The organism is Duganella lactea (assembly GCF_009857505.1).
GTDB classification, from domain to species: Bacteria; Pseudomonadota; Gammaproteobacteria; order Burkholderiales; family Burkholderiaceae_D; genus Rugamonas; species Rugamonas lactea.
This window is the reverse complement of sequence record NZ_WWCP01000019.1, coordinates 1-12,521: the sequence shown is the minus strand read 5'-3', so window position 1 is coordinate 12,521 and position 12,521 is coordinate 1. Positions and strand designations below refer to the sequence as shown.

At 63.7% G+C, this 12,521-nt stretch carries 10 protein-coding genes; 5 read left to right on the top strand and 5 right to left on the bottom strand.

Annotation, left to right across the window (positions count from 1 at the left end):
* Positions 1-37: 37 nt before the first annotated feature.
* Positions 38-1,366, top strand: coding sequence for a RecQ family ATP-dependent DNA helicase (locus tag GTP44_RS15850; RefSeq protein WP_161020199.1), 1,329 nt, complete (start codon positions 38-40; stop codon positions 1,364-1,366).
* On the opposite strand, the gene GTP44_RS15845 is transcribed toward GTP44_RS15850, so the two are convergent.
* The 3 genes from GTP44_RS15845 to GTP44_RS15835 all read right to left on the bottom strand — a co-directional run bounded on the left by GTP44_RS15845 (position 1,271) and on the right by GTP44_RS15835 (position 4,087).
* Positions 1,271-2,419: an esterase-like activity of phytase family protein gene (locus GTP44_RS15845; protein ID WP_161020198.1), complete on the bottom strand. Its 1,149-nt coding sequence runs from the start codon at positions 2,417-2,419 to the stop codon at positions 1,271-1,273. The two genes, GTP44_RS15850 and GTP44_RS15845, sit on opposite strands and share 96 nt — an antisense overlap.
* Positions 2,420-2,433: 14 nt before the next feature.
* Positions 2,434-3,585: a GTP-binding protein gene (locus GTP44_RS15840; protein WP_161020197.1), complete on the bottom strand. Its 1,152-nt coding sequence runs from the start codon at positions 3,583-3,585 to the stop codon at positions 2,434-2,436.
* 70 nt (positions 3,586-3,655) lie between these two features.
* The gene (locus GTP44_RS15835; RefSeq protein WP_161020196.1) at positions 3,656-4,087 is read right to left on the bottom strand and encodes a Fur family transcriptional regulator; all 432 of its coding nucleotides are present in this window, start codon (positions 4,085-4,087) and stop codon (positions 3,656-3,658) included.
* A gap of 106 nt (positions 4,088-4,193) precedes the next feature.
* Here GTP44_RS15835 and GTP44_RS15830 point away from each other — a divergent pair, with 106 nt between their 5' ends.
* Together GTP44_RS15830 and GTP44_RS15825 are read left to right on the top strand one after the other, a co-directional pair.
* The gene (locus tag GTP44_RS15830) at positions 4,194-4,484 is read left to right on the top strand and encodes a hypothetical protein (RefSeq protein WP_161020195.1); all 291 of its coding nucleotides are present in this window, start codon (positions 4,194-4,196) and stop codon (positions 4,482-4,484) included.
* A 100-nt stretch (positions 4,485-4,584) separates the two neighbouring features.
* On the top strand, positions 4,585-6,573 hold the full coding sequence (locus GTP44_RS15825) for a TonB-dependent receptor (protein WP_161020194.1): 1,989 nt from the start codon (positions 4,585-4,587) through the stop codon (positions 6,571-6,573).
* Between the two features lie 12 nt (positions 6,574-6,585).
* On the opposite strand, the gene GTP44_RS27845 is transcribed toward GTP44_RS15825, so the two are convergent.
* On the bottom strand, positions 6,586-7,158 hold the full coding sequence (locus tag GTP44_RS27845; protein WP_161020193.1) for a TetR/AcrR family transcriptional regulator: 573 nt from the start codon (positions 7,156-7,158) through the stop codon (positions 6,586-6,588).
* A 156-nt stretch (positions 7,159-7,314) separates the two neighbouring features.
* Here GTP44_RS27845 and GTP44_RS15815 point away from each other — a divergent pair, with 156 nt between their 5' ends.
* Positions 7,315-8,922, top strand: coding sequence for a methyl-accepting chemotaxis protein (locus tag GTP44_RS15815; protein WP_267875236.1), 1,608 nt, complete (start codon positions 7,315-7,317; stop codon positions 8,920-8,922).
* A 16-nt stretch (positions 8,923-8,938) separates the two neighbouring features.
* Here the strand turns inward: GTP44_RS15815 and hmpA are convergent, their stop codons facing one another.
* Positions 8,939-10,120: an NO-inducible flavohemoprotein gene (gene hmpA / locus GTP44_RS15810; RefSeq protein WP_161020191.1), complete on the bottom strand. Its 1,182-nt coding sequence runs from the start codon at positions 10,118-10,120 to the stop codon at positions 8,939-8,941.
* Positions 10,121-10,271: 151 nt separating this feature from the next.
* On the opposite strand from hmpA, the gene GTP44_RS15805 reads away from it, so the two are divergent.
* Complete coding sequence (locus tag GTP44_RS15805) at positions 10,272-12,326, top strand: TonB-dependent receptor family protein (protein ID WP_161020190.1); 2,055 nt, start codon at positions 10,272-10,274, stop codon at positions 12,324-12,326.
* Positions 12,327-12,521 lie beyond the last annotated feature (195 nt).

Below are 12,521 nucleotides of genomic sequence, written 5' to 3'. Positions count from 1 at the left end.
TACAGAGCGGCGCATGACATTCCACTACGCTGCGGCCATGGCTACTTCCCTCAATACCCAGATAGACCGCCTGCTGCGCAAGGTGTTCGGCATCACGGCGCTGCGCGATGGCCAGCGTCGCGTCATCGATAGCGTGCTGACCGGCCACGACACGCTGGCCGTCATGCCGACCGGCAGCGGCAAGTCCTTGTGCTACCAGTTGCCGGCGCGCCTGATGCCAGGCGTCACGGTGGTGGTGTCGCCGTTGATCTCGCTGATGAAGGACCAGGCGGAGAAGCTGGAGGAGGCCGGCATCGCCAGCGCCGCCCAGGTGAACAGCAGCCTGTCGCGCGCCGAGGAGCTGGAGGCGCTCGAATCCATCGAACACGCGGGCAAGGACATCATCTTTTGCACGCCCGAGCGTTTGGCCACGGCGGAATTCCGTGAGTTGCTACGGCAGTCCGATATCGCGCTGGTGGTCATTGACGAGGCACACTGCATTTCACAATGGGGGCATGACTTCCGTCCGGCCTATCTCGACATCGGCGCCGCGCTTGAGGCGTTGGGGCAGCCGCAGGTCCTGGCGCTGACCGCCACCGCCACCGATGACGTCATCGCCGATATCCGCGTGCAGCTGGCGCGCCCGCGACTGCGCGTGGTGAACACCGGCATCTACCGGCCCAACCTGCAATACCGGGTGCGTCAGGTCACCAATCCGGACGAAAAGAACGCCACGCTGCTGGAACTGGTGCGCGACACGCCGGGTGTCGGCATCGTCTACGCGGCCACCGTCAAGGCGGTGAAGGAGACCTGCCAGTTGCTGGCCGACGCCGGCGAAAGCGTGACCTTGTATCACGGCCGGCTGAAGTCGGCCGTACGCAGCGAGAACCAGAATCTGTTCATGAACGGCGAGCGCCGCGTCATGGTCGCCACCAACGCCTTCGGCATGGGCATCGACAAAACCGACACGCGTTTCGTGATTCATCTGCAAGTGCCAGGCAATCTCGAAGCCTATTATCAGGAATCGGGCCGCGCCGGCCGCGATGGCGAAGACGCCGAATGCACGCTGCTGTACTACCACGACGACACGCGGCTGCAGAAATTCTTCCTCATGAAGAGCAAGGCGCCCGATGAAAAGCACGAGCTGGACCGCGAAAAGCTGGAACGCATGATCAGCTACGCGCAAAGCGGCTTTTGCCGCTGGAAGCTGTTGCTGGATTACTTCGGCGACCTGGCGCCGGGCTTCGAGCGTTGCTGCCGCTGCGACAATTGCCGGACGCCGCCGGCCATCTCAGGGGATGACTTCAAACAGCAGGAACTGGGTAACCTCGGCCTGGTTGAAGTTGTCGTCGGAGACCAGCACCAGGCTGGCGTGGCCGCCGTCTAGGCGCGGGCCGAACGCCATTCCCTCCAGATTGTCGAGCTGCGGCAGCTTGAGGCTATCGAGGTCCAGCACCAGCCGTTTGCGCAACGGCGTGAACGACGCATCCTTCAGCGTGGCCAGTTGCCGCACATCGGTCGCGTCGGCGCTGTCTACCGCATAGATGCGCACAAAGGTGCGATAGCTGCCATCGGCGGCCTGCACGCCGGCGCGTTCCAGCACCAGCAGTTTGCTGTCGCTGAGCGCCAGTATCTCCGAGATGCCGTTATCGGCCGCCTTGCCCGGTCCCGGCCGCGCCGGAATCGGGTCCAGCGGATAGACGTACTGGCCCAGCATCTTGCCCTCGCGTGTAAAGTGCGTGATGCGGGCCGGCGCGCCGTGTTGCGGGTCGGGCTCCGGACCATCCTGATACATCGGCCCCTCCAGCGACACCCACAGCGTGTTGCCATCCGGCGTGAAGCTGATGCCTTCGAAAGCCTGGTTGTTGCGCGGCCCCGATATACGCTGGGTGGTGACGCTGAACATCGGCGGCAGCGGCAAGGTGGCCAGATACCGGCCGTCGCGCGTTGCGTGACGCACAAACGGATCGAGCCCCAGCCGCACATCGCCCTCGCTGGCATACCAGATACTCGCGTCGCGCGGATCGACCCGCATCGACTCCAGATCCGGCACCGCGCCCACGCCGGGCTGGTACGCCGCCTTGGACGGATAGGCCGTGCCATCGGGTTGCAGCAGCGTGTGGACGCCGGTCAGCCGGACCGACGTGAACTCGTGCCGGTCGAAGGCCAGTTTGGCGCGGTAGTAGCGCGCCGGATTGTATTGCGAGCGGTCGTCGCTGATCATCACCCATTCATCGTTGGCGGCGTCGTAATCGATGCCGGACAGGCCGCCGACCAGCGTGCCCTGATAGTGCTGATGCCAGGGCAGGCGCTGCTCACCGATGAAGCGCAGTTGCGAGACCGTGTCCGCATGGCGCGGCGCAAGCGGCGCGCAGCCGCTGAAAGCCAGGGCGGCAAGGGTGGCGAGGGCGCAGGCGAGGGTGGAGATTGCTGGTTTCATGTGCGCCGATCATATCATTCCTCCACGTGCCATTGCGGGAACGGATCGGCAAAACCGCGCCATGCCGCTTCGCCGGCCGCCTGTTCGCCGTCGGTCAGCACGCAGTAGGCGAAGGCTTCCTCGATGGCGTCGCGGTCCATGTCGCGCCCGATGAACACCACCTCGTTGACACGGTCGTCATACGGCTCGGCCCAGCGGCCGACCGGCTCGACCGAGGCGATCTTGCCGGCGCGCGAATACACCACCGCCCATTCCGGCCGCGTCGCCAGCCACAGATAGCCCTTGGCGCGCACCAGGCCCGGAAAGCCGTGGTTGAGGAACAGGTCGAAACGCTGCGGATGCAGCGCGCGCGGCTGGCGCAGCACAAAGCTGCCAATGCCGTATTCCTCGGTTTCCGGCGTGTGCTCGCCGGCCAGTTCGCGCGCCCAGCCCGCCATCTCGGTGGCCTTCTCCAGATCGAACTTGCCGGTGCCAAGCACTTTCTTCAGCGGCACCTCGCCGCGTTCGGCGTAGACCAGCTCCGCGCCCGGATTGAGCGCCTTGATCACCGCGCGCACTTCGCCCATCTGCTCCAGCGTCACCAGATCGGTCTTGCTGACCACCACCACGTCGGCAAACTCGATCTGCTCGCACAGCAGGCCAGCCAGCGAGCGGTCGTCGCCTTCGCCGGCGGTTTCGCCGCGCTGGGCCAGGAAATCGGTGCTGTTGTAATCGTTCAGCAGGTTGAGCGCGTCGACCACCGTCACCATGGTGTCGATACGCGCCACCTGATTCAGCGACTGTCCGTGTTCATCCTCGAAATCGAAGGTGGCCGCCACCGGCATCGGCTCGCCAACGCCGGTGGATTCGATCAGCAGATAATCGAAGCGGCCCTCGGCGGCCAGCTTGCGCACCTCCAGCAGCAGGTCCTCGCGCAGCGTGCAGCAGATGCAGCCGTTGCTCATCTCGACCATTTTCTCGTCGGTACGCGAGAGGGCGGCGCCGGCGTTGCTGCTACCGTCGCGCAGCAAGCTGGCGTCGATGTTGACCTCGCTCATGTCGTTGACGATGACTGCCACGCGCAAGCCGTCGCGGTTGGCCAGTATGTGGTTGAGCAGGGTGGTCTTGCCCGCGCCCAGAAAGCCGGAAAGGACGGTGACGGGCAGGCGGGTATCTTGAATAGCCATGGCGAATCTCGCTTAAATGCAAATGGCTTGCATATTAAGCGGATTTGGCATTAAACGCAACTTACTTGCGTTAGCTGTTTTTACGATTGCAGTTCGCGCAAGTGCCTTTGATCAGGAAGTCGATTTCCTGCGTTTGAAAGCCTTCCGGCAGCTTGATCTTGCGCGGCAGCGCCAACTCGGTGAAGCAGGTCACCTGTTCGCACTGGACACACTGGAAATGCGCGTGTTCGTGTGCGTGATGGCCGGCGCCGGCGCTGAAGCGCCATACCTGGTCGGCGCCGGCGATGCGGTGGATCAGTTCATTATCGGTCAGCCATTCGAGCACGCGGTACAGCGTGACCGAGTCCAGCGCCTCGTGCTGCAGGGTCGCCAGGTGGGCCTGGATTTCGTGGTGGGTCAGCGATTTTTGCTGGCCTAGCAGAAAATCGAGCACCAGCACGCGCTGGCGGGTGACACGGGCGCCGGTGGCTCGGATCTGGGTTTCGGCGATAGATGTTTGCATGCCGCTATGGTAACACGGCGTGGAATGCGGTTAAAATACCGGCCATATGTATCGTCGTCGCCTCCTTCATGCTTGCCTCGCGCTGCTGCTGCTCCTGACGCAGCAGTTGGCAGTCGCGCACGTCTATAGCCACTGGGGCGGCGCGGAGCCGTTGAGCGGTCTGGCAGCAGCCGAACTCAGCGACGAGGAACAGGCCGAGCACCGCAAGCGCATCGCGGTCGACAAGGTCTGCGCCGAATGCATGTCGGTGGCCCAGATGGCCGCCGCCGCCACCACCGCGCCGCTCACGCTGGCGCTGTCCACGCTTGGCGCCGGCCCGGTCGCTTTGCTGGTCACGCTGCCGGCGTGCGAACGCACCGTCTGCGTCTTCCATTCCCGCGCTCCGCCTCTGGCCTGACACACCCGAAATCCGTTCTGAATTTTGAGTTTTTTCGCCGCCGCGCGCCCGAAGAGAAGGCCTGCGCGCGCGATCGTCACTACATCGCTAGAGGTTTTACATGAATATCCAACGCACGCTGCTGGCCAGCGCGATCCTGTCCGCCTATTCCACGCTGGCCTTCGGCCAGTCCACCGCCGCGCCCGCGGTGCAGCAGGTGATCGTCACCGCCAACCCGTTCGGCACCGCCGTCAACGACCAGATCCTGACCCCGGCCAAGGTGCTGAGCGGCGACGAGCTGCGCGACAAGGCCGGCAGCTCGCTGGGCGAAACGCTGTCGCAGGAGCTGGGCGTGTCGGCGTCGGCGTTCGGCGCCGGCGCATCGCGGCCGATCATCCGCGGCCTGGAAGGGGCGCGTGTCAAGATGCTGGAAAACGGCATGGCCGTCTCCGACGTCTCCGGCCTGTCCAACGACCACGCGGTGGCGGCAGAAGGCGCGGTGGCGCAGCAGATCGAAATCCTGCGCGGCCCGGCCGCGCTGCTGTACGGCTCGGGCGCCATCGGCGGTCTGGTCAACGTGGTCAACGAGCGCATCCCGACCACCCTGGAGCCGAAGCTGACCGGCCAGGTCGAAGCGCGCGCCAGCACCGTCGACACCGGCCGCAACATGTCGGGCACGCTCGACGGCTCGGTCGATAAATTCGCCTGGCACATCGACGGCAACGCGCGGAATGCCGGCGATTACAAAATCCCCGGCAACCGCGTGCTGGGCGATGCCGATTCGGCCTCCGGTCGCTTGCCCCATTCCGATACGCGCGAGCGCAATGTCGGCGTCGGCGGTTCCTTCGTCGACAGCTGGGGCTTCGTCGGCGCGTCGGTCTCGCACCTGACCAATGTCTACGGCATCCCGAGCGACGAAGGCTCGAAGATCGACCAGAAGCAGACCCGCTACGACATCGACAGCCTGGTCAAAGCGCCGTTGGCCGGCTTCGAAAGCTTCAAGTTCAAGGCTGGCTTTACTGATTATCAGCATGCCGAGATCGGTCAGGATGGCCTGCCGGAAGTGATCTTCAAGAACCGCTCGACCGAAACCCGCGCTGAACTGACCCACAAGGCCGTGGCCGGCTGGCATGGCACCTTTGGCGTGCAGACCGAGAACACGCATTTCTCCGCGCTCAGTGCCGAGGGCGGCCCGGACACCGTGCCGGTCACGCGCTCAACCTCCAACGCCGCCTTCGTGGTCGAGGAAACCGATATCGGCTCAGTCAAGCTCAACGCCGGCGGCCGCGTCGAGCGCGTCAAGCGCGAACCGGTGACGGGCGTTGACCGCTCGTTCAATCTGCATTCCGCGTCGCTGGGCGGCCTGTGGCCGTTCGTGCCGGGCTACGCGCTGGGCGCGACGCTGTCGTATGCGCAGCGGGCGCCGGCGACCGAAGAGCTGTATTCGGCCGGCCCGCACGACGCCACCGTCACCTTCGACGTCGGCAACGCCGATTTCAAAAAGGAGACTTCGCGCAATATCGAGCTGAATCTGCAGAAGACCAGCGGGCTGGTGCGCTGGAAGGCCAACCTCTTCCGCAACAAGGTGAGCGACTTCATCTATGGCCACATCACCGGCAATCTGCTGGATGAAGAGGGCAATCCGGGCACCGAGCTGCGTCAGCGCATTTTCGAGCAGGCCGACGCCACCATCCACGGCGCCGAGGCGGAACTGGAATACAACCCGACCGGCGCCGGCTGGTCCGGTCGCGTGTTCGCCGACACCTCGCGCGGCAAACTGGATCGTGGCGGCAGCCTGCCGCTGCAGCCGGCCAACCGCGTCGGCGTCAGCGCCGCGTACAAGATGGGCGCGTTGCGCGCCGGCCTGTCGCTGGTGCATGCGCAGTCGCAGGATCGTCTGGCCTCGTTCGAAACCACCGACACGCCGAGCTACAACCAGCTCAACGCCAACCTGTCGTACACGCAGAAGCTGAACGGCTACGACCTGACCTGGTTCGCGCTGGCCAAGAACCTGACCAACGACGAGATCCGCGTCTCGACCTCGGTGCTCAAAGACATCGCGCCGCTGCCGGGCCGTAACTTCGTGTTCGGCGTACGCGCCAAGTTCTGATGGCGTGAATGCTTAGTCGGGTGCCGCGAACTGGCGCTCGACCAGCGCGACCAGATTGTCCTTCATCTGCTGCCGCTCCAGCTCGGAGAAGCGGCGGATGTTGAGCATTTCCAGCAGCAAAAAGCCATCCAGCGCCGTCCACACCGACAGCGTCAGGCCGGCGCTGTTCGCCATGCCGGCCAGGCTGCCGGCGCCGTTGTTGTCGTACATGGCCCTTACCGGCGTCAGCAGCGATGGGTAGCTGGCCGCCGCCGCCAGCAGGTTGGCCATGACCTGTTTTTCCTTCTGGTCGATCGAGAACGCATAATCTATGCGCGAAATCAAGAAGTTTTTCAGCGCGGCACGGGGCTCCAGCGTTGTGTCGATGCAGTAAGCGTCGACCCGATGGCGCATGCGTTCGACCAAACCGTGTAACAGCGCTTCTTTTGATTTGAAGTGGTAAATCAGGCCGCCTTTGGTGACGCCGGCTCGCGCGGCCACGCCTTCCAGCGTGACATCATGCACGCTTCCCTCGGAAATGAGGGATTTCAGCGCATCCAGGAGCGCATCGCGGTGGTTCACGCGGGCGCGATGCTTAGGGATCATGGGGTGCTTAGTAATAAGATGAATGATATGTAATTTTACTACGTTGCTTAAAGTCAATCAAATTAAAGCGCTGTGGTAAATTTAGAACAAGTAACATTGCTCAATGGAAATAGTGTACTATGCGTGCAGTATATTGTTTAAGTGGAGGCAGTTCGCATGAGGTTGAAATTGAAACAGCGTTTAATGTATAGCTTGGCAATTTTGATGAGTTTGTCAATGTTGATCGGCGGCGCCGGCTTGTACGGCGTGTCGGCAATCGATCGCAACATCAGCGACATCCTCGATTTAAACAATCCCGAAATGCTCTATGCCAATGAGCTGCATATCTCGATCCAGGACCGGCAACTGGCCGTCCGCAACATCATCTTGTTGACCGACAAGGAACTGATCCATCAGGAAGTCGAGCGCATCAAGCTGCAGGAGGAAAACTACCAAAAGGTCTACGACAAGCTGGGCAAATTGTTCGATTCCACGACCGACACCACCGACGAAGAAAGGCGATTGTTCGCCCGCCTGCGGGAGCGCGAGGCGGCGACGCTGCCGGTATTTCGTGAAGTGCTACAGGCCGGCCTCGACAACGACCGCGAACTGGCCACCAGTCTGGCCATCGGGAAATTGCGCCCGTTGCAGCGCGCCTGGGTGGATGCTGCGCGCGCGCTCAAGGAAAAAGAGATCGAACTGAACAACGTGGCCGGCGCCGCCGCCAGGAGTAGCGCCAAAGCGGCTTACACCACGATCACCGTGTTGTCGGCGTTGGCGTTGTTGGTGAGCGTGCTGGTCAGCTTTATGCTGACACGCGGCGTCATGAAGCAGCTGGGGGGCGACCCGGCCGAGGCGCAGGCGATCGCCCGTGAAATCGCCGGCGGCAACCTGGCGCTGGCCGTCGACACCACCCACCTGGACCAGAACAGCCTGGTCGTCTCGCTGGAGCAGATGCGCGTCAGCCTGAATCGGATGGTGGCCGAGATCCAAGGCTCGGCGGACGCCATCGCCAATGCCGCCGGTGAGATCGCCGAGGGCAATAGCGACCTGTCGCGCCGTACCGAGGAGCAGGCGTCGTCGCTGGAGGAAACCGCCGCCAGCATGGAGCAGATCACCGCGACCATCGGCAATAACAGCCAGAATGCGGTGCAGGGACAAGACTTGGCCGAGACCGCGCTGCAGACCGCCAACGCCGGCGGCGATGTGGTGGAGCGGGTGATCAGCGCCATGGACAAGTTGTCCGATGGCAGCACCCGCATGACGGAGGTGATCGGCACCATCGAGAGCATCGCTTTCCAGACCAATATCCTGGCGCTGAACGCGGCGGTGGAAGCGGCCCGCGCCGGCGAGCAGGGCCGCGGCTTTGCCGTGGTGGCCAGCGAGGTGCGCGCACTGGCGCAGCGCTGCACGCTGGCGTCGCAGGAAATCCGTCAGCTGATCATGGGATCGGTGGCGGACATCGGCAGCGGCGCCGGCGCCGTGACCGAGGCCGGCCGTTCGATGACCGATATTTCCACCGCGATTGAGCGGGTCAGCGGCATCATGCGGGAAGTGGTGGCCGCCTCGGTGGAGCAGCGCGCCGGCGTCGAGCAGGTCAACGCCGCCATCATCAGTATGGACGACGTCACGCAGCAGAACGCGGCGCTGGTCGAACAGGCCACGGCGGCGGCGCACGCGCTGGCTGGCCAGGCCGAGGGATTGCGCAGCACCGTGGCCCGCTTCAAGGTGGAGCCGGCGTCGCCGGTCGCGCCGCGCGCCGGGCATCGCAAGCTGTTGGTCTAGCCGGCGGACGCACGCATCAAGCCAGGGCTTCCGCCGGTCCGAAGAACTCATAGTAGGTCTGGGACGGCGGCACGCCCAACGCGTGCAGATGTGACTTGATGGCCTTCATGAACGGTGTCGGGCCGAGGAAGTAAGCCTCGATGTCGCGCGTTTGCGGCAGCCATTCTGCCAACTGCCGCGGATTCAGATAGCCGGTGGCGTGCGGTTGTGCGCCGTTCGCATCGGCCTGCTCGTAGCAGTAAAAACGCTGCAGTTGCGGGTGCCGGGCCGCCAGCGCATCGATATGTTCGCGGAAGGCGTGCACGCCGGCGTGACGGGCCGCGTGAATGAAGTGGACCGGGCGCTTGCCGCGCAGCGCCTGTGTCAGCATCGCCAGCGTCGGCGTGATGCCGACGCCGCCGCTGATCAGCACCAGCGGCTTGTCGCTGTCGGCCAGCACAAACTCGCCGGCCGGCGGAAATACCTCGATGCTGTCGCCGACCTGTACTTGATCGTGCAGGAAATTCGACACCAGTCCACCCGGTTCGCGCTTGACGCTGATGCGGTAATCGACGCCGCTGGCGGCGGCCGACAGTGAATACTGGCGACGCTGTTGTTTGCCATTCAAATCCACATTAATGCCGATGTATTGTCCCGGCTTGTGCGCCAGCACCTTCCCGCCATCGGCAGGTTTCAGCACGAAGGACGTGATCTCATCGCTTTCGACCGTCTTGGACGCGACCTCGAACGCGCGGGCGCCGCGCCAGCCGCCCTCGGCTTGCGCATTTTGTTGGTAGGCGTTTTCTTCCGCGCCGATCAGGATGTCGGCCAGTTGGCCGTAGGCCGCGCCCCAGGCCTCGATCACCGCGTCGGTGGCGACTTCGGCGCCCAGCACCTCGCGGATCGCCTTCAGCAGCGACGCGCCGACGATCGGGTAATGTTCCGGCTGAATTTGCAGCGCCACGTGCTTATGGACGATGGTGCTGACCAGCGGGCCCAGATTCTCCAGCTTTTCGATATTTTTAGCGTACATCAGCACGGCGTTGGCCAGTGCGCGTTGTTGCGTGCCTGCGTGCTGGTTGGCTTCGTTAAACAGCGGCTTCACCTCGGGATAATCGCGGAACATCGACTGATAGAAATGGCGGGTCAGCGTTTCGCCGCCTTGTTCGAGCACGGGAACGGTGGCGGTGATGATGGCTTTGTGTTGTTGGCTAAGCATGGCTTTCTTTCTTGGTGGTGGAGGATGTTTTAAAGAAGTATATCAGATGAATGTTTATGCTGCAGGGTGTGCTTGAAAGTTGCTTATGGCTAGTCACTGAGAATGAGAAGTGTTATCATTTGAGCGATTCCTCCACCTTCCTTTCGCTCACATGTCACATCACTTCAAACTGACCGCGCTCGCCGCCGCCGCATCCCTGCTGACCGCCTCGGTCCACGCCCAACAAACCGAAGACGCACCGATGGAAAGCATCCAGGTGTCCGGCAGCTGGCTGGGCTCCGGCCTGCAAAACAGCGTCAAGAACTTCGCCGGCGCGCGCACCGTGGTCGACAAGGACGACATCGACGCCAGCGGCGCCGCCAACATCGGCGACGTGCTGCGCCGTATCCCCGGCGTGCAAGCGACCGACAACGCCGGCACCGCCGGCAGCGCCATCTCGCTCAACATCGGCATTCGCGGCCTGAGCGGGCGTTACTCGCCGCGCTCGACGGTGCTGATGGACGGCATCCCGCTGGCGGTGGCGCCTTACGGCCAGCCGCAACTGTCGTTCGCGCCGGTCAGCCTGAATAATGTGGAGACGATCGACGTGGTGCGCGGCGGTGGTGCGGTGCGTTACGGCCCGCAGAACGTCGGCGGCATCATCAACTTCCGCAGCCGCGCCATTCCCGAAGGCGAGGGCATCCGCGGCGACGCCACCGTACGCTACAACGACTTCGGCGAAGGCGGCAGCAACCGCCAGTACAGCGCCTTCGTCGGCGGCACCGCCGACAATGGCCTCGGCGTGGCGCTGCTGTACTCCGGCATGGAAGGCAGCGAGTGGCGCCAGGGCAGCGACGAACGAGTCAACGATGTCGCGCTCAAGTTCCGCTACCCGCTCAACGGCCACAGCGAGGTGTACGGCAAGGTCTCGTACTACGACGTCAAGTCGCGGACGCCGGGCGGCCTGACGGTGGCGCAGTACAACGCCGATCCGTTCCAGAACACGCGCCCGACCGATTTCTGGAGCGGCGACCGCCGAGGCGCGGACGTCGGCTACCTGAACACCATCTCGGCCACGCAGGAATTTGAAGTCAAGGCCTATTACAACGACAGCTTCCGCCAGAGCGCGCTGATCAACACCGCCGGCACGCAAATTACCTGGCAACCGCGCAATTACGAAGTGATCGGCGTCGAGCCGCGCTACACGCAGCGCTACCAGGCCGGCGGCCTGACGCACGACGTCACGTTCGGCTACCGCTTCCTGCGCGAACGTGGCAACGACAACAGCTACAGCCAGAGCGTCGCGACCGGCCTGAACGGCGCCACCACGCGCTACAACAACAGCACCGACGCCCACTCCGCCTACATCGACGACCGCATCGCGCTGGGCCAGTGGCGCATCACGCCGGGTGTGCGCTACGAAAAAATCGCCTCGACGCGCGACGACGTGGCGGCCAAATCGACCTTCGAGAGCGACAACAACAAAGCGCTGCCATCGCTGAACGTCGCCTATCTGGTGAACCGCGCGCTGACGGTCTTCGTCAACTACACCACCTCGTTTGGCGCGGTGCAAAACACCCAGTTGAACTCGCAGACACCCAACAATCCGCTGAAGCCGGAGCTGGCGAAAACCACCGAAGTTGGCGCGCGCTGGAAGAGCGCCGGTGTCAGCGCCGAGGTGACCGCCTTCCAGCTGAAGTTCGACAACCAGATCGCGCAAGTGCCGGGCATCACGCCGGCCACCTTCCAGAACATCGGCGCGACCAAGCATGACGGCCTGGAAACCGCGCTCGACTACACCTTCGACGACAGCAGCGCGCTGGCCGGCCTGAATCTCTACGCCAACTACACCTACACCAAGGCGATTCAGGAATCCGGCGCCACGGCGGGGCTGGATGTGCCGTTCTACTCCCGCAACACCGACACCATCGGCGCGCGTTACCGGGTGGGCGGCTGGACCGCCAATCTGTCGAGCACCCACCAGAGCATGCAATATGCCGACACCGCCAACACCGTCACGGAAGCGGCCAACGCCGGTGTCGGCGCGATTCCCGGATTCCGTCTGTGGAACGCGCAAGTGGCGTGGAAGCAGGCCGCCTACGAAATCGCCGCCGGCATCAATAACCTCGCCGACCAGCGCTACTACACACGCAACGTCGACGGCAACGCCGGCCGCATGGTCGGCGCCCCGCGTACCGCCTACCTGCAACTCCGCGTCGCCTACTAGTGCCGGTGTCAGGTCTGCCATTCGCACACGGGCTCAACTGCGTAGCAGTTGAGCCCGTGTGCGAATGGCAGACCTCGTATATTGAATCTACCGCGCCATCGCCGGATAATGTGGAGGTGGCAACGGTCAGGCAGGGTGACGCCGACCAGACTTTGGGTAGTTGAACCCGTGTGTCAGATAGGCGCCCTTGTCTGT